Origin of the sequence: Hoeflea marina, from assembly GCF_003182275.1 — a bacterium.
GTDB classification, from domain to species: Bacteria; Pseudomonadota; Alphaproteobacteria; order Rhizobiales; family Rhizobiaceae; genus Hoeflea; species Hoeflea marina.
The window spans coordinates 550,004-571,422 of sequence record NZ_QGTR01000003.1 but is presented as its reverse complement, the minus strand read 5'-3'; the positions used below and the strand labels follow the sequence as shown (position 1 = coordinate 571,422).

Sequence of the window (21,419 nt, the reverse complement as noted above, 5' to 3'; positions counted from 1 at the left end):
GTCCTATCCCTGGTAGCCCAGCAGGCGAGGAAGCCACAGGATGATCCCCGGAAACAGGATCATGGCGAGCAGGGCAGCAATCAGCACGCCGATGAACAGCCAGATCTCGCGCACGATCTCGCGCAAGGGGATGCCCGTCACCGCATTGATGACGAAGAGCACGATGCCATAGGGCGGCGTGATCAGTCCGATCATGCAGTTGACCACGGTGACCACGCCGAAATGGATGAGGTCGATTCCCAGATGCCGGGCGGCCGGAATGAACAGCGGCACGATGACGAGGATGATGGTGGAGGCATCGAGCAGGCAGCCCAGCGCCAGGAACAGCAGGTTGACCACCAGCAGGAAGACGATCGGCGAGACGTCGAGCGTGGAGATGAACCCCTCCACCTTGGCCGGGATGTTCTCGGAGGCCACCACATAATTGAAGATCAGCGCTCCGCCGATCACGAGGCCGACGGCAGCGGACGAATGGGCGCTCTGCACCATGATGGAGTAGAGACCCTTGAGGCTGAGCGCCCGGTAGAAGACGGCGGCGAGGATGAGGGCGTAGGCGGCCGCCACCGCGGCGCCTTCGGTCGGGGTGGTGACGCCGCCATAGATGCCGTAGAGCAGGATGGCCGGCATCAGCAGCGCCGGGAACGCCCGTGTGGTGATGACCGGCAGCTCGCGCAACGGCACCGGCTCCTCCACCTTGAAGCCGCGCCTGATCGAGATCCAGTAGTTGAGCGCCATCAGCACCGCGCCCATGAACAGGCCCGGCACGATGCCGCCGAGAAACAGATAGCCGATCGAGGTGCCGGAAATCAGGGCGTACATCACCATCGGGATCGAGGGAGGGATGATCGGGCCGATGGTCGAGGAGGCGGCGGTGATGGCGGCGGCATAGCCGGCGGGATAGCGGCCGTCCTTGCGCATCATCTCGATGATGATCTTGCCGATGCCGGCGGCATCGGCCACCGCCGAGCCGGACATGCCCGCGAAGATCAGCGAGGCGACGACATTGACGTGGCCGAGCCCGCCGCGGAAGCGGCCCACCAGGGCGACGCAGAAGTTGAGCAGGCGGTCGGAAATGGTGCCGGCATTCATGATGTTGGCGGCGACGATGAACAGCGGCACGGCGAGCAGGATGAAGCTGTCGTAGAGACCCTGGATCATCTGCTCGGCCGGAAGGGCCAGGTCCTGGCCCTTGACCAGCACATACATGATCGTCCCGAGGATCATCGAGAAGGCGATCGGCGTGCCGATGCCGGCGAGCACCAGAACCACCAGCAGGCAGGCGGCAAACGCGAAGCTCATTGCGGATGCACCTCTTCGCCGCCGATCAGCGTGTCGTGTCCCGGATCGTCGTTGTCGGGGGCGCCGCCACGGGCAATGTGCCAGACGCGCCAGGCGTAGCGCAGCAGCAGGGCCACGGCGAAGACGCCGTAGATCGAGAAGACGTAGTCGAGGCGGATGCCCATCGTGGCGCTGCGCTTGATCTTGTAGAAGGTGATGTAGTCGAGTGTGGCCGGCAGGGCGCCGCCGATGCCGACGAGGATGGCGAGCGCGGAGACCAGCGCAAAGACGCGCCGGGTCTTCATCGTCGCCGCCTGGTAGAGCATGTCGAATTTGACGTGATCGCCGTCATTGAGGCAGAAGGCGCCGGTCCAGAACACCGCCCACAGCCACAGCGTCAGGCACATCTCCACCGTCCACCCGATGTTGATCGAGGGAAAGAACCCCAGCACCACGTAGCGGGCGACGATCTGGACGATGAAGGTGGCAAACATGGCGGCGAGAAGTCCCGCCGCCACGTTCTCCGCCCTCGCCCTGAGAAAGGCGGCGATGGCGTGCATTCCGGTCAGACCTCGGCTCACAGAGCGTTGATCTTGTCGACCATGCCCTCGGGCCAGGACTTGGAGAATTCCGATTCCAGATAGGCCTTCTGCACGGTCGTGCGGAAGGCTTCGAGGTCGGGCGTGTAGACCTTCAGACCCTGGTCCTTGAAGAACTGCTCCAGCTCGGCTTCAAGCGCCAGCTGCTTCTGGCGGCCGGATTCGGCCGCGTCGTCGGAGGCCTTCTGCAATGCGGCCTGCTGGTCTGGCGTCAGCGAATCGAACACCTTCTTGGACATGGCAAGGTAGTTGAGGTCGACCAGATGGCTGGTGAGCACGATCTGCTTGGTGACCTCGTAGAACTTCGCATCCTTGTCGGTCGGCAGCGGGTTGTCCTGGCCGTCGATGGCGCCGGTCTGCAGCGCGGTGTAGACTTCGGTGAAGGCCACCGGAACCGGGCTTGCGCCGAGCGCCTTTCCGAGGAACTGCCAGGCGTCGGTGCCTGGCATGCGCAGCTTCAGGCCTGCGAGATCCGCGGGGGTCTTGACCTCGTTGTCCGTGCGCAGGTTGAGCTGGCGGCGGCCGAGATACATCACCGAGAGCAGCTTCACACCGAGCGTTTCCTCGACCTTCTGCTTCAGCGGCTCCATGAAGTCGGCGGCGAAGACCTTCTTCTGGTGCTCGGCGTCCCGGTGAAGATAGCCGGCGGTGAAGATGGAGAACTCCGGAATCAGCGTGGCCAGTTCCTGGGCCGAGGTGATGGCCATATCGAGGTTGCCGCGGGCAATGGCTTCCAGCTCGGTGCCCTGCTTGAACAGCTCGGCGTTCCAGTGCGGCTCGAAGGTGGCGAAATCCTTGATCTGGGGACCGAAGACCTCGGTGAGGGCGACTGCGCGCTGATCGGTGGCCGAGGCCGGAGATGACAGGCGCAGGGTCACGTTTTCGGCCAAGGCTGGTGTCCAGGCCATTGTCGTTGCCAGCAGGAGTGCGGTCGTGCCGGCGAGAAGCGCGCGACGGGTCAGATTGATTGTCATTGCAGGTTTCCTCCCTGTGCAATTCGTCTACCGGGCCAATGCGGGCGGGGGCAGATCACCTGATATGTCGCACAAATCGGTTTTGCGGACAATGTCACATCAAAAAAATCATAGATTATCATTTATCTCATACGAAACCGCGCATGCCCGGTGCAACTTGCGGCAATCCCCGGCGCCAGGGCTGGGCTCGGCGCGTTTCGCCTGGTGGCACCTTCATCTTATACTGCCGGGCAGCCGGGCGTATCGGCACGATTCCGGCCGATGGAGGCTGTGGTGAGATTGTCCTACATTATTGCGTTTTGACTGACTGAGCCCTATCCTGTTGATTGTTCTGAATTGCATTCTCCAACCGATATTATCTTCAACCTCCGAGATTTTCATGGCGAGCCTGACCTCCACGAAATCGGTTGCCGAAGACACCTATGCCCAGCTGCGCTCGGACATTATTTTCGGCCGCTTGCGGCCGGACGAAAAACTCAAGCTCGACATGCTCAAGCACCGCTACGGCGCCAGCGTCTCCACTCTCCGGGAGATTCTCAACCGGCTCGCCTCCGACGGCTTCGTCATTGCCGAGGGGCAGCGCGGCTTCGAAGTGGCGCCGGTGTCGCCTGCCAATCTGCATGAAGTCTCCGCCCTGCGGCTGATTCTGGAATGTCATGCGCTGGAACTGTCCTTCGTTGCCGGCGAGATGGAATGGGAAGGCCGGGTGGTCGCCGCCCACCACAAGCTGCATCAGATGGAATTGCGCATGCTCGAAGGCGATGTGTCCATCAAGGAGCAGTGGAAGCGCTATGACTGGGAATTCCACCAGGCGCTCATCAGCGCCTGCGGCTCCCGCGAATTGATGGGCGCGCACCGGGCCGTCTTCGACAAGTATCTGCGCTACCAGATGATCTCGCTCACTTTTCGCGGCGAAAAGGCAGCCAGCGAGCACAAGATGCTGCTGGAGGCGGCCCTTGCCAGGCAACCGGCTCGCGCCCAGGAAATCCTGCGCATCCACGTCGCCGGCGGCGTCGAGCACAGCCTCGCCAATTTCGGCTTCGGCAAGGGCTGACCGGATCGCCGCGGTCCCAATCAGCCGCCGCTCTGGAAGATCGCCTCCGCCCGTGCCAGAATGGTCCGACCCGGAAGCTTGGCTTCCCGCTGTGCCGGCTTGCCGCCGCTCTCGACCTTGACGCTCCCCCGGAGGATCATCATGCCCGTTGAACGCCGTCCGCGCCTGGCCGTTCTCATCGACGCCGACAACACCTCCGCGCGGATTGTCGATGGCCTGTTCGAGGAGATCGCCACCATCGGCGAAGCCAGCGTTCGCCGGATCTATGGGGACTTCTCTGGAACCCGCTCGCGCGGCTGGGTCGATGTCCTTGCCCGGCATGCCATTGTTCCCCAGCAGCAGTTCCCCTACACCACCGGCAAGAACGCCTCCGACATCACCCTGGTGATCGATGCCATGGACCTGCTCCATTCCGGTCGGTTCGACGGCTTCTGCCTGGTCTCCTCCGATAGCGATTTCACCCGTCTTGCCTCCCGGATCCGCGAGCAGGGCATCGATGTCTTCGGCTTCGGGGAGCAGAAGACGCCGGAGAGTTTCCGGCAGGCGTGCCGCCGGTTCGTCTACACGGAAAATCTCCTGGCCGGGACCGGCAAGGAGAGGCCCGACAGCGACAAGGCGGAAGCGCTGCGCAAGCCTTCCGAGGTGGTTCCCCTCGTCCGCAAGGCGCTGGCGAACATCAACAGCGAGGACGGCTGGGCCAATCTCGGCACCGTCGGCCAGCACATGGTCAATCTGTCGACGGATTTCGATCCGCGCACCTTCGGCTTCGCCAAGCTGAGCGACCTGGTGCGGACCACCGACCGCTTCGAGATCGGCAAATCCGAATCGGGCGCCATGCAGATACGCGTCAAGCCCGTCGGCCGGCAGCCGGGACCCGGTGGTTCAACCAGAGACTCCTAATGAAAGCTGAATGGATTGCCTCGACATCCGGTCGACCGGGTTAGCCAAATTTTCGTCTTTTTCTGCAAGTGTGCCGCCGAGGATTACCGGAAATGACTTTCGGCTACACGGAGAACACCATGAGCGGCTCGCTGGCCATCACCCCTGTCATCCTCTGCGGTGGCGCCGGATCGCGGCTCTGGCCGATGTCGCGGGACGAGAAGCCCAAGCAGTTCCACCGCTTCGTCAACGACAAGACGTTGCTCACCAACACGCTCGAGCGCGTCGGCTTTGCCGGCGAGGGCCTGAGTTACCTTCCCACCCGCATCGTCGGCGGGGTGAAATTCGAGGCCTTGCTGGTCGAGCAGGGCGAAACCAGCTCGGCCGAGGTCGAGCGCTACATCGTCGAGCCCTCGATCCGCGACACGGCCGCGGCCATCGCCGCGGCGATCGCCGATCTGGCCGAGACCGATCCCGACCGCATGGTGCTGGTGCTGCCGTCGGACCACGACATCCCCGACAACGCGGAATTCCATGCCGTCATCCGCTCTGCCGCCGGGGCGCTGGCTGTCCGCGGCGGCATCATGACCATCGGCATCGCGCCGACCCGGCCCGAAACCCAGTATGGTTATATCGAGCGCGGCGACGGACCCGGCCCCGTCTACGATGTGCTCAGATTCCGCGAGAAGCCCGATCTGGAAACCGCCGAGGCCTTCCTGCAGTCGGGCCGCTTCTTCTGGAACGGCGGCATCTTCCTCTTCCGCGCCGGCGAAATGGGTGCCGAGATCGCCCGCCAGCAGCCCGAGGTCTGGCGCCATGCCGTCCAATCCGTCACGCGCGCCGAAGTGGCTGGCAAGGTCTGGCGGCTCGACGCGCAAGCCTTTGCCGCAAGCCCGAAGATCTCGATCGATTTCGCGGTAATGGAAAACGCTCCGCGCATCGGTGTGGTCGCCGCCTCGTTCGCCTGGAACGATCTCGGCTCCTGGAACCAGTTGCACGAATGCTCGCCGCTCGATCCACACGGCAACGCCCGGTTCGGCGACGTGGTCACCATCGATGTCAAGAACAGCTATCTCCGGTCCGAGGACCGGCTGCTGGCGGTCGCCGGACTCGAGGACATCATCGTCGTCTCGCAGCCCGACGCGCTGCTGATCGTGCATCGCGACCAGGCGCATCTGGTCAAGGACATCACGCAAATGGTCAAGGCGGCCGCAGACTGGCCTCCGCTGGCCGTCGCCCATTCCGGCCGCCCGGTTCCCTCTCCCCGGGTCATCCACAAGTGGCTCTTCGACGTGGCGCTGCCGTTCTGGGCCGACAAGGGCCTCGACCGCGCCCACGGCGGCGTCTTCGAGGCGCTCAACCATGACGGCAGCCCCGCCGACCTGGGCTTCAAGCGACTCCGGGTGCTGGCCAGACAGATCTACTGCTTTGCGCACGCCTCGACCATAGGCTGGCAGGGCGAGTCCGATGCCGTGCTCCGGCACTGCTTCGACACGCTCACATCCACCGGCTGGCATGCGGAGGGCGGCTGGATCCACCGCTTCCATCCCGACGGAACCGTGCAGGACGCGCAGCGCGACACCTACGATCAGTGTTTTGTGCTGCTGGCGCTCGCCTGGCTCTGGCGCGCCAAGAAGTGGCCTGAGGCAAGGGAATGGGCCGAGCGCACCATCGCCTTCATGGACGCAGAGCTCGCCGACACCGTCCATGGCGGTTTCTTCGAATCCGACCGGCCGACCGGCTTTCGCCGCGCCAATCCCCACATGCATTATCTCGAGGCGATGCAGGCCTGGTACGAGGCGACCCGCGAGACCCGCTTTCTCGATCGCGCCCAGGCAGCCGTCGATCTGTTCACGGATCGGTTCTTCGACGCCGGAAGCTGGACGGTGACCGAGTATTTCGGCCTCGACTGGTCGGTGTGCACCGACCGTGCCCCGATGGTCGAGCCCGGCCATCACTACGAATGGATCTGGCTGCTGCTGCGGCATGCCCGGCTGGCCGACCAGCCGGCTCTGCGCGAATATTGCCGCAAGCTCTACGCCACCAGCCATGCCTTCGGCCACGCCCGCGGCACCGACGCGGTCTGCGACGCCATGGCGCCGGACGGCTCTTCGATGATCGGCACGGCGCGGCTGTGGCCGCAGACCGAGGCGCTCAAGGCCGGCCTCGAGGCCCGCGCGCAAGGCCTGCCGGGCGACGAGACCCTGTTCATCCGCATGCTCGACGTCATCTTCAACCGCTATCTCACCGTGCCGACCGCGGGCGGCTGGTATGATCAGATCGACCCGCGCGGACGGGTTATTTCCAAGGACATGCCGACCAGCACCTTCTACCATGTGTTCTGCGGACTGGTGGAGTATCTCAAGTCCGAGGGCATGCTGGCGGACCAGGCCTGATCGGGGCGCCAGGCAGATGCGCCCGGCCGGACGGGGCGCGCCAACAGGGAGAAGACGGCAATGGCGGCTAAATTCGGCACCAGCGGCCTGCGGGGCCTTGTCGGGGAACTGACGGACGGCACCGCCGCGGCCCATGCCCGGGCCTTTGCGCGGCACCTGCTCGACAACGGTCTCGTCGAGAGCGGCGCGACCGTGCATGTGGGCAGGGACCTGCGTCCCTCGAGCCCGGACATCGCCGGCCAGTGCATGGCCGCGCTGGCGGCGGAAGGTCTTGTCGCCGTGGATTGCGGCGCTCTGCCGACGCCGGCGCTGGCCCACAGTGCCATGGCCCAGGGTGCGGCCAGCCTGATGGTCACCGGCTCGCACATCCCGGCCGACCGCAACGGCGTCAAGTTCTACCGGCCCGACGGGGAGATCGGCAAGGAGGACGAGATCGCGATCGCGTCCGGTGCCCCGGCATTCGCGGGCGAGCCGGTCGATCCGGTCGCGGTCGGGGGTGACGCGCCCATGGGCGAAGCGGCCCTTCAGGCCTACCGCGACCGCTACGCCGGATTCCTGCCCGCGGGCTCGCTGGCCGGCGTCCGCATCGGCATCTACGAGCACTCCTCGGTGTCCCGCGACGTGCTCAGGGACATCCTCCAGCCCACCGGCGCCGAGCTGATCGGGCTCGGCCGCTCCGAGACTTTCGTTCCTGTCGATACCGAAGCAGTGCCCGACTCCATCCGGGCGCAGATCCGCCGCTGGACCACGGAGCATCGGCTCGACGCACTCATCTCCACCGACGGCGATGGCGACCGCCCGCTGGTCGCCGACGAGACCGGCGAATGCCTGCGCGGCGACGCCCTGGGACTGATCACCGCCCGCCATCTTGATGCCGACGCGGTGGTCACGCCCGTGACGTCGAATTCGGCCATCGCCAGCCACGCCGGATGCCGGGTGTGGCGGACCCGCGTCGGCTCGCCCTATGTGATTGCCGGCATCGCCGAAGCCGCAGATACGGGGGCCGCCCGCATCATCGGCTTCGAGGCCAATGGCGGCGTGCTGACCGGCTCGGATTTCCAGGTCGGCAAGGCTTTCCTTTCCGCCCTGCCGACGCGCGATTGCGCCCTGCCGATCCTGGCGGTCCTGGCTGCCGCCCACCAGGCGGGCAAGACGGTGTCGATGCTGGTTGCCGGACTGGCCTTGCCGGTTGCTGCCAGCGGGCGCATCGAGAATTTCCCCACCGCCCTGGGCCAGAGACTGGTGGCGTCCTTGGCCACGAACATTGCCGAGCGCGAAGCGTTCTTCGCGCCGTTCGGCGGCGTTCGCGCCATCGATCTCACCGACGGCCTGCGCGTGACCCTGCCGGGCGGCGCCATCGTTCATCTCAGGCCGTCCGGCAATGCCCCGGAAATGCGCTGCTACACGGAGGCGGACTCCGCCGAGGAGGCCGAAGCGCTGGTGCTGTCCTGCATGGCGCGGCTGCGCGATCATGCAGGATCCGGCAATGACTGAGATTTCGCCGCATGCGCGAAAGCTCCGGATCCTGCTGACCGGTGCCACCGGCTTCATCGGTGCCGCCGCCGCGACCGCGCTGCGGGCGGACGGCCATGCCGTGACCGGTGTGTCGCGCCGTTCGGATGCGCCCGATCTGGTCCGTGCCGATGTCAGGCAGGAGGCGGGCTGGGACAGGGCGCTGGCCGGGGTCGACATGGTGGTCCACCTGGCCGCCTGGAACCCTCCACGCTGGCGGCGCCCCCGACCGGAGTTGCACGCCAGCATCACCCGTGACGGCGCCATCCGGCTGGCCCGGCTTGCCACGGCGGCCGGTGTCGGCCGCTTCGTGTTCCTGAGCTCGGCTCGGGTCTACGGCCTGCCCGAACCCGGCCAGCCGCCATTCCGGGAAACCGATCCGCCCGCCCCCTGCGACGCCTATGGCCGCGCCAAGGCGGAAGCCGAGGCCGGCATCGCCAAAGTGGCCGCGGGCTCATCCATGCATCTTCTGATCCTTCGGCCGCCGGTGGTCTACGGCCGCGGCAGGCTCGGCAGCGTCGGGGGCGTGGCACTTGCGGCCGGTCGCGGATGGCCGTTGCCGCTGCCGCCGGGAAAGCCGGCCAAGAGCCTGCTGGCGCTCGACAATCTGACCGACTGCCTGCGGGCGGTCGCCGGCGGCGAGATCGATGTCGACGGCATCTTCAACATTGCCGACCCGGGCGCGTCCAGCCTCACGGCTGTCGCCGACGCCGTGGCGCGCGCCGGTGGACGGCCCGCCGCACGCCGCCTGCCCGACTGGCTCTCCGGCCCGTTGCTCCGCTGCCTGCTGCCGGGCAATGCCGCCCGGCATCTCGCCGCTCCGGTGGTGCTCGACACCGGCCGCCTGCGCGCAGCCACGCGCTGGCGCCCGCCGCTGACCACGGACGCGGCGTTGCGCGCGGCCTTCTCCTGAACCCGCCGCGTTAGCGGATGCTGTCGAGCGAGGCGGAAAAGCCGCTGAGCGAGAAGGCGAACTTGACCTCCTTCTGCTGCAGGTTCTCTAGGCCGATGGTGATCTGGCTGCCCTTGCGCATGGCCGCCAGCAATTCGTCGGAAATCACGTCGCCGACATAACAGCCCGAGGCTTCGCAGGTCTGGATGTCGAGACTCAGCGCCGCGCCGTCATCGACGGCGAACGAAACGCCCTTGCGCAAGGAGATGCCGAGCGGCAGCTGAAGCAGCAATGTCGGCTTCTCCGCCGCGTCCGGACCGGTCTTGATCGTCAGCTTGGCCAGTTGCTGCCCCGTTTCCTTGAGCACCACGCGCTGTTCCATGGCGCAGGCCAGCGGCTGCCTGCGGTTGGCGGAGGCGCACTGGGTGGTCCAGCTCGGCTGCGGTGGCGTTGCGGAGGCCGCATCCGTCTGCGCAACGGACGGCTGTGTCGCCGCGGCCAGCAGCATGAAGGCGGAAACGGTGGTCAGGGTGATCGGTGTCAAAGCCATATCCTTGTGTTCGGGACGCGCGTCGGCATCCGCGGGGATCGGAGCGGTGGTCATCACCAGCTGGGATTGTAACTCGATAGCACGGCATCTTGCGGTTCTGAAACACAATTCCGGACCGCGTTCAGGCCGCCAGGCGGCTCTCGACCAGGTGGATCGGGAACAGCATGGTGTCGAGAATGGCATAGAATTCGGCCGCCGACTGCGCGCCGCCGATGCCCATGTCGAAGCTCAGCGTCCTGTTGTTGACACCGATGAACTGCGGCAGGTCATGGCGGATCTTGTAGATCGGCTTGAACGCGCCGAGGGCGGCTTCGCCACGCCATTCGGCAATCGCCCCGGCATAGCCGGTCTTGCGCTCCTCGAAACGCTCCCGGTTCGGCTGGGCCTCGCAATCATGGGCGCAGGCGCGGATGAAGTTCTCCTCCCAGGCCGTGATCTCGATGCCCTGCTGCTGCTTGAAGCATTCGATGACGTGGCCGATCTGCGCGGCGATGCCAAGCTCGATCGGGAAGGGAAAGCCGCGCGCCTCGATGACTCCGTCCATCTCCGCCTTGAATGTCCTGATGCGCTCGGCGGCGATGGCCGCATCGCGCAGGCCGATTGTGTTGGACTGCATGCAGGCGCCGAACACGGACACGGGCCGCTCGAAGTGGACCAGCGCGCGGGCCAGCATCAGCGTCCGGCAGATGTTGTCGTAGTCGACGATCGGGTGGCCGAAATAGGCCCCGCCGAACGTGTCGCGGATCTCGGTCATCAGGCTGCGACGGACCGCGCCGTGATAGACGCCGAACGGGCATTGCGGCCGGTCCGTGGCATCTTCCCAGAAGAAAAGCTTGCGCATCATCTCCTGCTTGTCGACGCCGATGAGGTGGCTCCCCGTGGGCACCTTGGTGATCTCCCGGTGCGGACGCGCCTCGGGCCAGATGAAATGCAGCCTGCCCCATGAAATGGCGTCGACCAGCGGCACCCTGCCCGTGACGACCGTGATCAGTTCGGCAAGTTCCGGGTCGAGATAATCGTCGTCGCCGATATAGGTCAGCCACTCGCCGGAGGTCTGGTCGACGATACGCTCCCAGTTGGCCCGCATCGACAGCACCGCCGGACCCGGGGAGAGCAGCTTCACCCTCGGATCGGCGAGGTCCGCGACGAAATCCGCCAACGGCGCGGCATCATCGGAATTGTCGGCCAGCACGATCTCGAAATCCCGTCGCGGCGAGCCGACCATGGCCCGCACCGCCGACATGGCGTAGATCTGGCGATTGCGGGTGGGGATGCAGATGGACAGCAGCGTCATGCGGCAAATGCCCGTCTCGCCGAGACCACATGCTCGACCGGCATGATGAAGCTCTCGGCGAAATCGTAGAACTCGCCCGGCGTGGCGGCTTCGAGTCCGCTTTCGCGGATATAGATCGAATCCTTGTGCACGCCGCAGAGCTGGTTGAAGGACTGCGGCGGGGTGAACGGCGGCGGATTGAAATGCCTGGCCCAGGCGCCGCCCTGCCAGGCGGCAAAGCCGCTGCGCAGGCCCTCCACCTTGATCTGGTACTCCTCCAGCGTCCGCGACGACAGGCATTCGTGCACGGCGGCATGGGCGAAATTCTCCTGAAAGCCCGTGTTGTCCACACCGTATGTGCGGCAGTACCACCAACTGGTCGCGGCGATCGCCGAGATCACCGCAAGGCCCGGAAGCTTTGGCGAGAACGGAAAGTCGTCCTCCTGGATCTGCATGCCGGAGCCCAGGTCGCTGTAGAAGTCGACCACCAGCTTCTTCATGGCCTCCAGCGACTGGGTGCTGGCCGAGTTGGAGGCCACGCACGCGCCGAGCACAGAGAATGGCCGCTGGCAGTAGATCAGCTGCCGGGCCAGGTGAATGGTCTTGCAGCTGTTGTCGAAATCGACCGTGGGGTGCTCGAAGTAGCGGCCGCCGCACTTGCGCTTGATCTTCTCCATCAGCGACCGGCGCACGGCGCCGTGATAGATGCCGAAGCCGCAGGACGGCCGCTTGTGCCGCTCGGACCAGGTGAACAGCCGGTCCTGCAGCTTCGGCTTGGAGGCGACATAGGTGTCGTGTTCGCAGGGGACGACCGCCAGCGTGGCGTGGAGACGGTTGTCGGGCCAGTTGTAGTGGATGCGCGACCAGCCGACGGCATCGACGTCCTTGTATTCGCGCTCGTAGCGGCGCAGCAGCCGCACCACGCGCGGGTCGATGTGGTCATCGTCGCCGATGAAGCTGACCCATCGGCCGCCGACCTCCGCCATCGTCCGCTCCCAGTTGTCGACCATGGAGAGAACCCGGTCCGCGGGCCCGATGAGGCGGAAGCGGGAATCGCCGAAGCCCGCGAAGAAATCCCGCAGCGGCGCCGGATCATCGGAATTGTCGGCTACGATCACCTCGAAGTCGGCCTGATCGCAGGCGGATACCGCCTTGATGGCCTCGATGGCATAGCGCTGCCGGTTGCGCGTCGGGATGCAGATTGTGAGATAGACCATCCAACGTGCTCCGCTTGATGCCGGAATTTGCGGCAAGCCTCGCAAGACAAGCTTGTGTCACGCTGGTCCGGACGGTTTTACTTGCGGGCCTCGAGGTCGGGGAAATGGGCGCGGAAATGGGCCAGGCTGCCCTTGGAGGCGGCGCCCGGGGCCCCTGCGGCATCGATGCAGTCATCGTCCTCGAGGCCCTGAAGGCGCCGGTACCAGTCGGCGGGCGAGGATCCCAGGGCTGCGGACAACGAGGGCTGCCGCCTCGGACGGTCGAGCATTGCCAGCCAGGTCGTCCTCAGCTGGGCCAGCGACAGCGCGGGCGTGCGGTTGCGCGCCACATCCCGGGCCGCCCTGCGGCCGATGTGCGCGACGGCGTCGGGACGGGCCAGCATCCAGTCGAGCCGCGCGGCAGCTTCGGCGACGTCGCGGACGACGAAGCCGGTTTCGCCGTCATGGACGATGGCCAGTTCGCAGGCATTGGCGAACACCAGCGGCGCGCAGCCGAGCGACATCGCCTCGACAAGCGCGTTTTCAGCGGTGCCGAAATGGTTCGGCTGCAGGAGATAGAGAAGGATGGAGCTTTGCGCGAAGACTGCGGCCGGATCCTGGCTGTGGCCGCAGAGCCTCACCCGGCCCGGATGGCGCATGGCCGCCACGGCGGCGCGGACCGGGCTGTCGTCCGCCGCCGCACCATGGAGGTCGACCACGACGTCGGCTTCGAGCCGGTCGATCACCTCGAACATGGCCGGGCTCATCTTGGCAAAATCGACCGTGCCGAGATAGCTCACCCGGCCGGCCCGACCTGTGCCGGTGTCACCCGGAACGGGCCGCGGGAAGCCGAAGCCGCTGTTGACGACACCGATACGTCCGGCATTGGCCGCCAGCACGCCGGACAGAGGCGCCGAGAGCAGCGAGCAGGCGGAGGTGAACAGGAAGCGGTCCACGGCGCCGATCAGGCCCGGCGGGATCAGCGGCGCGTGCAGGCCGGACACATGCGACCAGGCCACGCTGCGCATCGGCGGCAGGTCCGTCCAGGCCATGAGCCTGAGCAGCAGCGGGTGGTTCCACCACTCGAACTGGACCAGGTCTGCCGCGCGCATCAACGCGTCGAGGGCAGCGGCGTCGGGCGCCACCGTGATCGTCGCGCCGGACGCACGGACAAGATCCGCATAGTGGGGGTCGCGCGGGGCCTCGAGCAGCACGTAGCGGCGTTTCCACGCCTCGTCATCGGCGGCGCAGAGGGCCGCATGCGCCTTGCCCACACCGCCGCCCAGATGGGGGGTGATGTGGACCAGCTTCATTCCGCGGCGACGGGGGCCGGCATGCGCCTGCCGCCCGGGGCCGGCACCTTCGGGTCGATGGTGGCGAGCTCGCGGAAGCGCTTGAGCAGCATCGGCCGGTGCTCGTCGATGTTGTCGGGAAGGCAGTGGCTGAGCTGGCCGCAGGAGCCGCAGGTGCCGTTCTCGCAGCGGCGGCCTTCCAGATGCTGCAGCCTGAGCGCGTTCATCGGCGCCGAGGTCCAGATCTCCTTGAGCGGCTGCTTGCGCACGTCGCCGATGATCAGCTTGCGGCCCCAGTCAAGGAAGCAGGAGCTGACCAGGCCGTCGGCGTTCACGCTCATCGCATAGAAGATATAGGGACAGGTATCGGTGGGCTTGAGCGCCTGCTGGTAGATGCCCTTCTCGCCGATCTTGATGCCGGATCGCTCCTCGACATCGAACTCCGGCCAGCAGGGGGCGAAGTTCTCGACGAAGATGCGGTCGCAATGATCGCCGAAGGTGTCGAAGAACTCCTGCCGCTGCGCCTCGCTGATCAGCTCGCCGGGGATCTTCAGCGAAATCTCGCAGTTGCCCTTGTTGGCATAGAGCCATTTCACGCCCTCGACGAACTTCTCGAAGTCGAAATCGAAGCCGGTGAATTCGCGGTAGGTGGCGTTGGTCATGCCGTCGACGGAGATGTTGATCTTGTCGAGGCCTGCCTCCAGCACCGGCGCCAGCCGTTCGGGCGTCAGGAAGGTGCCGTTGGTGGTGGTGTCGATGTAGTCGACATGGCCGCTCTGCTTGGCATAGCGGATCATGTCGGCAAGCCGCTTGTTGAGGAACGGCTCGCCGTCCTTGTAGAGCCTGAGCACCTTGATCGGCTTGTCGAAGGCCGCGAGATCGTCGATCGTCTTGGTGAAGACGTCGTACTTCATTGCGCCCTGATAGCGGCCGGTCTCGGCGATCAGGCCGCGGTGGCCGGTCGGACAGAAGGTGCACTTGAAATTGCAGGAACTGGCGGGATCGACGAAGACGATGAATGGCGTCTCGAGCGGGATGACCGTCTCGAGTGCCGTGCGGCCGTCAAGATTGATCCGCGGCTTCAACTGGGCTTTCATCGTGCGTCTCCGGCATTCCGTTGGGTCTTGTCGCATTGCAGATGCCAACCACAGAGGCCGGATCGGCGGGGTGGATGGCGGCGGTTCCGAAATCCAGCAGGTCGCGCCTGCCGGATTCGTCCGCGATCCGTTCTGCCAACTGGCGTATCGTGACAGCCTGTCCAGAGCAGACATTGATTGCGCCAGGCTGACCTGTCTCGATGACCCGGGCGATCATGGCGCCGGCTGCGCCCACGTCGAGAAAATCGCGCAGCTGCGTTCCCGCCGAGAGCCGGGCGGTTTCTCCGCGGGCAAGCTGTTGACGGATATAGGGCACCAGCCGCGCCGGATGCTCGCCCTCGCCATGCAGATAGAACAGCCGGCACCAGGAAAACACGGTTTCGCTCTCTCCGAAGTAGCGCCCGAGCATCTCGAAGAGGGCGAGCTTGCTTGCGCCATAGAGGGTGGACGGGCCGAGCGGCGAATCAATGGCGAGCGCAGGCGAGGGCAGCCGGTACTCCATGCAGGTGCCGATTCCGATGAAATGACCGACCCCGGCCCGGCGCGCGCCCCGGGCAAGCGCCAGCGTGCCCGACACGCAGTCGAGGTTCCGGTCCGAATCGAGATACTTGCCCGGCTCGACGTACCAGGCAGCATGAATGATCGCGTCGATGCCCGCCAGCCGGTCCATCCACCAGCCGCTGTCCCCGGCGAAAAGGTCGTCCGTGAGAATGGCCGGCATCGCCGACGCGGCGAGCCTGTCCCCGGAGCCCGTCCGGATCACCGGCACCACCTCATGCCCGGCTGCCGCGAGCGCCCGGTGGATCGAGCGTCCGACAAAGCCGGTCGCGCCGGTCAGCGCCACGCGTTTCATGGCAAGCTCCGGGAAAGCCGGCTCCTGCTAGTCTCCGGTGTGAAGCGGTTCATTGGCACCCCGTTCGAATCCGTATCGCGCGCCAGCTTATCGCAACATGATGATCGGCGGTCGATATGTTTGAAGACACAACGGGAAAATCCTTCGCACCCGCCGCGCGGCGACCGTCGGTGCAGACACGCCATGTCGCAACCGCCTGCGATCCGGCGACCGCCCGCGGCCTGCTGGCCGAGATGGCCGCCATCCCTGCCGCGCCGGGGCCGGTCAGGCCGGTCCAGCCGCTGGCGCTCTATGGCGCCGGCAATCTCGGCCGCCTGGCCCGCGATCACCTTCGTGCGGTCGGCGAGAAGATCGTCGTCGTCGCCGACCGCAATGCCGACCGAGTAGCCAACCAGGCCGACTGGGCCGGCATCCCGGTGCTGCATCCCGACGAGATCGAGGCCGGCTTCAAGCAGCGGGCCATGCTGGCGGTGTCGGTCGTGACCTGCGCCTACGCGCCGCTGGAAGCGGAGCTGCATGCAGATGGCTGGGGTTGCGTGGTGCCGTTCTACGATGTGGCCGAGCATTTCCGCGCCGGCCATCCGCTGTCGAACGGCTGGTTCGCCGAGCCCTTCGGCAGCGCCGATCTTGCGGGGATCGCGGCGGCGCTCGATGGCTGGAGCGACGATGTCTCCCGGGCTCACCATCTGCAGTTCCTGGCCTGGCGCCGACTCCGGCAGGAATGGAACTTCGATGGCGCGCCGGTGACGGTCGACGACCGCTTCTTCATTCCCGAGGTGCTGGCAGGCCTCGGCCCGGACGAAGTCTTCCTCGACGGCGGCGCCCATCATGGCAGCGTCACGCTGCGTTTCCTGGCCGAGGCCCGGCAGGGGTTCGGCTCGGTCATCGCCATCGAACCCGATGCGGGCAACCGCGCTGAACTGGAAACCACGCTGGCGCGGTTGCCGGCGGCGGTGCGCACGCGGATCGGTGTCATCGATGCGCTGCTGGACAGCGACGTGCGCCTGCAGCCGTTTCATTCCGGCCTCGGCTACGCCTCGCAGATCGCCGCGAGCGGAAGCGACACCCGTCGCACCGGGACCATCGACGGCCTCGGCCTGGCGCCGGGTTTCGTCAAGCTGCATCTCGAGGGCGGGGAACTCGCCGCGCTCCGGGGCGGTGTCGAGACGCTGCGCACGCATCGGCCGCTCGTCGCCGCCACGGTCTATCATGATGCGGACGGAGTTCATGCCACCGCCGGCTGGCTGATGGCCAATCTGACCGACCACCGTTTCCTGTTCAGGCTGCACAGCTGGTGTGGCACCGGCGCCGTGGTCTATGCCATTCCGAACGAACGCGTCCCTGGCTGACCGGGCGCGGGGCTGCTTGCCGCGAACGCCGCCAGGCGCCTCAGGCGAGCTTGGCGTCGAGCAGGGCGACCGGGAACAGCATGGCGTCGATGACGTCATAGAAGTCCGCCGCGCTCGCGGGTGCGCCCATGTCCATGTCGAAATAGAGCCTGCCATCCACATGACCCTGGAAGCGGGGCGTGTCGGTCCGAAACTTGAATTCCGGCCGAAAGCCGGCCAGGGCCGGCGCGCCGCGCCAGTCGGCGATGGCCGCCGCATAGGCCTCCTTGCGCGCCCTGAACCGCTGCGGCCGCGATGCGGTCTCGCAGTCGCGCGCGCAGGCCGCGACGAAGCCAGCTTCCCAGCCGTCGAGTTCGATGCCGCAGCGCCGCTTGAAGGCCTCGATGGCCAGCGCCGCCCGCGCTGTGGCTCCGAGCCCGGGCGAAAACGGAAACGGCGCGGCATGAGGGCCGGCCGGATCAGCCGCCGGTTCGGAGCCCGTCACGGATGACCGCGTCGATCGGTCGCCGCCGGCGCCGCGCACCGACATCGGCCGTTCCCAGTAGACCATGGCGCCGGCCATCAGAACGGTCTTGCAGGCGTGGTCCCAGCGCAGATCGTCCTGATCAAGCCACTGGCCCGAAAACCCGTCGCGGATGCGCTCCATCAGGCTGCGCCGCACAGCGCCATGGACGACGCCAAAGGGACAGTCGGGCAGATTGGAGGCGTCCTCCCAGAAAAACAACCGGCGCATCATCTGTTTCTGATCAAGGATGCCCAATTCGCTGCGTGTCGGGACATGGGTGATCTCCTGGCCGTCGCGGTCCGCGGGCCAGGTGAAACCGGCGCTGCCCCAGCCGATGGCGTCGGCCTGCGGCACGCGCTTGATCGTGGCGGCGATCACCGCGCAAAGCTCCGGGTCGACATAATCGGATTCGCCGATGAGGCAGAGCCACTCGCCGCGGGCCGCCTCGATCAGACGGTTGGCTGCCTCCACAGGCGACAGCGGGCGGTCGCCGGTCGCGAGCAGCCTGAGCCGCGGATCGCCATGCTGATCCGCAAATCCGGCCAGCATGGCCGCATTATCGCAATCGCCGGCGATCACGATCTCGAAATCCTGCCTTTGCGAGCGCATCAGGACGCGCAGGCAGGTGAGCGCCTCGTCCGGTCGCGTGCGCACCGGCATGCAGATCGACAGCAGCGTCATGTGACAAAGCTCCGGGTGCCGGCAACGACATGCCCGACCGGCATGATCGCGTGCTCGGCGTAGCGGTAGAATTCACCGGGCGTCGTCACCCGCAACCGGTCCTCGCGAAGGTGGATCATGTCCTCCATGACGCCTGAAAGCGCGTTGACCGTCTTCGGCGCGTTGAAGGGCGCGGGCTCGAACAAGTCCGCCCATCTGCCGCCGTCCCAGGCGGCAAAGCCGGCGCGGATGTTGGCCACCTTGGCCTCGTAGGCCTCCAGGCTCGGGGAATAGCGGCATTCGTCCATCGCGGCTCTGGCGAAATTGGCTTCGAAGCCGGTCAGGTCGATGCCGTATTTGCGGCAGAACCAGACCGTGGTCGCCGCGATGCTGACGCACAGCGAGGCTCCGGCTTCGAACAGCGTGAAGGGAAAATCCGGATTGGCGCGGATCAGGTCGCTGGCGGATTCGGTCTTGAAGGTTTCGACCAGGACCTTGAGCCGTTCGAGCGACAGCGCGCTGGCCGAGTTCGAGGCGGCGCACTCACCAAGCACGGAGAACGGGCGTTCGCAGTAGAGCAATGACCTCGCCTCGGCCACGACCTTGCAGTTGCTGTCGTAGTCGACGACGGGATGCTCGAAATAGCGGCCGCCATAGGTCTGCCGGATCCGCTCCATCAGCGTGCGGCGCACCGCGCCGTGGTAGATGCCGAAGCCGCAGGATGGGCGGCTCCTGCCTTCGCTCCAGCGGAACAGCCGGTCCTGTAGGTCGACGCGGTCGCTCGCCCAGCACCCGGCTCCCGTCGGAACGCTGGCCAGCGTCGGCACCGGCCGGTTGTCGGGCCAGTGAAAGTTCATCCGGCCCCAGCCGATGGCCTCGACATCCGGCCGCAGGCCTTCGAAGCGGCGGATCAGGCCCCCCACCGCGGGATCGATGTAGTCGTCGTCGCCGATGACGCTGATCCAGTGCCCGGCCGTTTCGGGAATGAGCCGCTCCCAGTTGTCGACCATGGACAGGACCCGTCCCTGCGGCGCGACGAGCCGGAAGCGGTGATCGGAGAAACTGTCGAAGGCCTGCCGGAGCGGTGCCGGATCATCCGAATTGTCGGCGACGATGACCTCGAAATCCCGTTCGCCCGACCCCGCGATCGCCCGCATGGTCTCGATGCAATAGCCCTGTCGGTTGCGGGTCGGAATGCAGATTGAGAGAGAAACCATCGGTGGCATGTCGCTTTCACGCGTGAACGGCGCCATTATCGCGGTTGAGCTTGCGTCACGCTGGCCGGGACAAGCCCCGGGAAAGCTCGCTGCTGATAGATGCTGCAACCGGGCAGGCTGCTGCCCAGGCCCGAATCGCCGGGCTGCCGCGGCTCTGGAACCGGAATGATGGACCGAGGCATGATCGAGACGCCAGAGACACACGCATCAGCGAACTGCCGGATGGGCAACCGCGCCGCCGCCGCCGGGGCCGGCCGATGACCCCGGACCTGGCGCAGCGGCCGTTCGTCTTCGATCTCGGCATGAACAACGGCGACGACACCGACTATTACCTCAAGCGCGGCTTGCGCGTGCTCGGCCTTGAGGCGAACCCGGTCCTCTGCGAGAAAGCCGCCCTTCGCTTTGCCGCCGACATTGCGGAGGGCCGGGTTGTGATCCGCCACGCGGCAATCTGGGAGAGCTCCGGCGAGACCTCGTTCTTTGTCAATCTCGACAATGACCACTGGAGCAGCATCGACTTCGGCTGGGCCGGCCGTGATGACAGCCGCTGCCGCGAGATCACCGTTCCCTGCGTCACGCTCCCCGAGCTGTTTGCCGCCCATGGCGTGCCCCACTATCTCAAGATCGATGTCGAGGGCGTCGATCACCTCGTGCTCGGCCAATTGGCCGGCCTCGGCGACCTGCCGCTCTATGTCAGTGTCGAGGACTGCCGCTTCGGCTTCGACTACATGCGCGCGCTCGCCGCGGCCGGCTATGACGGCTTCAAGCTGCAGGACCAGTCGACGGTGGCCGAACTCGACGACGGCCAGACCGGTCACCGCTTCCTGCCCGGCTCTTCGGGTCCCTTCGGCGAGGACGTGGCCGGCCCCTGGCTGGACCAGCAGGCGATGCTGCAGCTGTACACCACCGTGGTGAGGGACAGGGCGGGCAACCGCATTGCGCCCAGAAGCCGCTGGTTCGACATCCACGCCACCCGCCGTCCGCTCCGCGCCTCAACCAATCCCGGGAACTGATCGATCATGTCCGACGAAGCGAAATTCGCAGCCTATGTCCACTCCAACATCAAGAGCGCCGCCTCAGATCCCGGCTTCATCGGCCTCTCCCAGGTCTGGGTGCGGGAGTGCATCCGCCACAATTACGCGCAGAACTTCACATGGCTGGGCAGGCCGATCATCCAGGTGCCGCAGGACATCTATGCCATCCAGGAGCTGATCTGGTCCTGCCGGCCTGATCTGGTGATCGAGACAGGCATCGCCCACGGCGGATCGCTGGTGATGAGCGCCTCTATGCTGGCGATGCTCGACTATTGCGATGCGGTGCAAGCCGGAACCGCTCTCGATCCGCAGGCATCCCGGCGCCGCGTGGTGGGCGTCGACATCGACATCCGCGCCCACAACCGCGCCGGCATCCTTGCTCATCCGATGAGCCACAAGATCACCATGCTGGAAGGCTCGTCCGTCGACGAGGCCATTGTCGGCCAGATCCGCGACATCGCAGCCGGCCACGAGAGGGTGATGGTGTTTCTCGATTCCAACCACACCCATGCCCATGTGCTGGCCGAACTGGAGGTCTATGCGCCGCTGGTCTCGCCCGGCAGCTACTGCGTGGTCTGGGATACGGGGGTGGAGGACCTGCCGGCGGATATGTGCGCGGACAGGCCCTGGGGCAAGGGAGACAATCCGAAGACCGCCGTGCATGCCTATCTCGAGGCGTTGGGGGAGGGGAGCGCGATGGCAGTCGATGGCGAACCGCTTCGGTTCGAGATTGACCGGACGATCGAGGCCAAGATCACCATCACCGCCTCGCCCGACGGCTTTCTCAGGCGGATCTGACGGAGCCTGCC

20 protein-coding genes are annotated in these 21,419 nt (G+C 66.2%); 8 read left to right on the top strand and 12 right to left on the bottom strand.

Features of this window, described 5'->3' with window-relative positions; translation table 11 throughout:
* Nucleotides 1–3: 3 nt before the first annotated feature.
* Genes DFR52_RS13900 through DFR52_RS13890 form a run of 3 tightly spaced genes read right to left on the bottom strand, consistent with a single transcriptional unit; the run spans nt 4 to nt 2,851 of the window.
* Nucleotides 4–1,299, bottom strand: coding sequence for a TRAP transporter large permease (locus tag DFR52_RS13900; RefSeq protein ID WP_110032559.1), 1,296 nt, complete (start codon nt 1,297–1,299; stop codon nt 4–6).
* The gene (locus DFR52_RS13895) at nt 1,296–1,838 is read right to left on the bottom strand and encodes a TRAP transporter small permease (RefSeq protein ID WP_110032558.1); all 543 of its coding nucleotides are present in this window, start codon (nt 1,836–1,838) and stop codon (nt 1,296–1,298) included. The genes DFR52_RS13900 and DFR52_RS13895 overlap by 4 nt, the downstream gene beginning before the upstream one ends.
* Before the next feature lie 17 nt (nt 1,839–1,855).
* Nucleotides 1,856–2,851: a sialic acid TRAP transporter substrate-binding protein SiaP gene (locus DFR52_RS13890; protein ID WP_110032557.1), complete on the bottom strand. Its 996-nt coding sequence runs from the start codon at nt 2,849–2,851 to the stop codon at nt 1,856–1,858.
* A 379-nt stretch (nt 2,852–3,230) separates the two neighbouring features.
* On the opposite strand from DFR52_RS13890, the gene DFR52_RS13885 reads away from it, so the two are divergent.
* Nucleotides 3,231–3,905: a GntR family transcriptional regulator gene (locus DFR52_RS13885; RefSeq protein WP_110032556.1), complete on the top strand. Its 675-nt coding sequence runs from the start codon at nt 3,231–3,233 to the stop codon at nt 3,903–3,905.
* Between the two features lie 20 nt (nt 3,906–3,925).
* Here the strand turns inward: DFR52_RS13885 and DFR52_RS25005 are convergent, their stop codons facing one another.
* On the bottom strand, nt 3,926–4,048 hold the full coding sequence (locus DFR52_RS25005; RefSeq protein ID WP_280954193.1) for a hypothetical protein: 123 nt from the start codon (nt 4,046–4,048) through the stop codon (nt 3,926–3,928).
* Between DFR52_RS25005 and DFR52_RS13880 the strand changes: the two genes are divergently transcribed.
* The 4 genes from DFR52_RS13880 (at nt 4,047) to DFR52_RS13865 (ending at nt 9,605) form a co-directional block, all read left to right on the top strand.
* Nucleotides 4,047–4,805, top strand: coding sequence for an NYN domain-containing protein (locus DFR52_RS13880; protein WP_110032555.1), 759 nt, complete (start codon nt 4,047–4,049; stop codon nt 4,803–4,805). The genes DFR52_RS25005 and DFR52_RS13880 overlap by 2 nt on opposite strands.
* Nucleotides 4,806–4,897: 92 nt before the next feature.
* The gene (locus DFR52_RS13875) at nt 4,898–7,180 is read left to right on the top strand and encodes an AGE family epimerase/isomerase (RefSeq protein ID WP_110032554.1); all 2,283 of its coding nucleotides are present in this window, start codon (nt 4,898–4,900) and stop codon (nt 7,178–7,180) included.
* Nucleotides 7,181–7,240: 60 nt separating this feature from the next.
* A complete protein-coding gene (locus tag DFR52_RS13870) occupies nt 7,241–8,674 on the top strand; it encodes a phosphomannomutase (RefSeq protein ID WP_110032553.1) in 1,434 nt (477 codons plus the stop codon).
* Entirely contained in the window at nt 8,667–9,605 is a 939-nt protein-coding gene (locus tag DFR52_RS13865) for an NAD-dependent epimerase/dehydratase family protein (RefSeq protein ID WP_158284965.1), read from the top strand. Before DFR52_RS13870 ends, DFR52_RS13865 begins: the two co-directional genes overlap by 8 nt.
* A 10-nt stretch (nt 9,606–9,615) precedes the next feature.
* Here the strand turns inward: DFR52_RS13865 and DFR52_RS13860 are convergent, their stop codons facing one another.
* The 6 genes from DFR52_RS13860 to DFR52_RS13835 form a co-directional block, all read right to left on the bottom strand.
* Nucleotides 9,616–10,128 (bottom strand): invasion associated locus B family protein, encoded by a 513-nt coding sequence (locus DFR52_RS13860; RefSeq protein ID WP_158284964.1) that lies wholly within the window; start codon nt 10,126–10,128, stop codon nt 9,616–9,618.
* A 127-nt stretch (nt 10,129–10,255) separates the two neighbouring features.
* Complete coding sequence (locus DFR52_RS13855; RefSeq protein WP_110032550.1) at nt 10,256–11,428, bottom strand: glycosyltransferase; 1,173 nt, start codon at nt 11,426–11,428, stop codon at nt 10,256–10,258.
* The gene (locus tag DFR52_RS13850; protein WP_110032549.1) at nt 11,425–12,624 is read right to left on the bottom strand and encodes a glycosyltransferase family 2 protein; all 1,200 of its coding nucleotides are present in this window, start codon (nt 12,622–12,624) and stop codon (nt 11,425–11,427) included. The genes DFR52_RS13855 and DFR52_RS13850 overlap by 4 nt, the downstream gene beginning before the upstream one ends.
* Nucleotides 12,625–12,701: 77 nt before the next feature.
* Entirely contained in the window at nt 12,702–13,916 is a 1,215-nt protein-coding gene (locus tag DFR52_RS13845; RefSeq protein ID WP_110032548.1) for a glycosyltransferase, read from the bottom strand.
* Nucleotides 13,913–14,992, bottom strand: coding sequence for a radical SAM/SPASM domain-containing protein (locus DFR52_RS13840; protein WP_110032547.1), 1,080 nt, complete (start codon nt 14,990–14,992; stop codon nt 13,913–13,915). Before DFR52_RS13840 ends, DFR52_RS13845 begins: the two co-directional genes overlap by 4 nt.
* On the bottom strand, nt 14,958–15,845 hold the full coding sequence (locus DFR52_RS13835) for an NAD-dependent epimerase/dehydratase family protein (RefSeq protein WP_110032546.1): 888 nt from the start codon (nt 15,843–15,845) through the stop codon (nt 14,958–14,960). Before DFR52_RS13835 ends, DFR52_RS13840 begins: the two co-directional genes overlap by 35 nt.
* A gap of 116 nt (nt 15,846–15,961) precedes the next feature.
* On the opposite strand from DFR52_RS13835, the gene DFR52_RS13830 reads away from it, so the two are divergent.
* Nucleotides 15,962–17,194 carry an FkbM family methyltransferase gene (locus tag DFR52_RS13830; RefSeq protein WP_110032545.1) on the top strand — a complete coding sequence of 411 codons (1,233 nt, stop codon included), beginning with the start codon at nt 15,962–15,964 and terminating at the stop codon, nt 17,192–17,194.
* A 40-nt stretch (nt 17,195–17,234) separates the two neighbouring features.
* Here the strand turns inward: DFR52_RS13830 and DFR52_RS13825 are convergent, their stop codons facing one another.
* Together DFR52_RS13825 and DFR52_RS13820 are read right to left on the bottom strand one after the other, a co-directional pair.
* Nucleotides 17,235–18,380, bottom strand: coding sequence for a glycosyltransferase (locus tag DFR52_RS13825; protein ID WP_110032544.1), 1,146 nt, complete (start codon nt 18,378–18,380; stop codon nt 17,235–17,237).
* Nucleotides 18,377–19,576, bottom strand: coding sequence for a glycosyltransferase family A protein (locus tag DFR52_RS13820; RefSeq protein ID WP_110032543.1), 1,200 nt, complete (start codon nt 19,574–19,576; stop codon nt 18,377–18,379). Before DFR52_RS13820 ends, DFR52_RS13825 begins: the two co-directional genes overlap by 4 nt.
* 257 nt (nt 19,577–19,833) lie before the next feature.
* Here DFR52_RS13820 and DFR52_RS13815 point away from each other — a divergent pair, with 257 nt between their 5' ends.
* Both DFR52_RS13815 and DFR52_RS13810 read left to right on the top strand, forming a co-directional pair.
* A complete protein-coding gene (locus DFR52_RS13815; RefSeq protein WP_110032542.1) occupies nt 19,834–20,589 on the top strand; it encodes an FkbM family methyltransferase in 756 nt (251 codons plus the stop codon).
* Between the two features lie 6 nt (nt 20,590–20,595).
* Nucleotides 20,596–21,408: a cephalosporin hydroxylase family protein gene (locus tag DFR52_RS13810; protein ID WP_110032541.1), complete on the top strand. Its 813-nt coding sequence runs from the start codon at nt 20,596–20,598 to the stop codon at nt 21,406–21,408.
* Nucleotides 21,409–21,419: the final 11 nt, after the last annotated feature.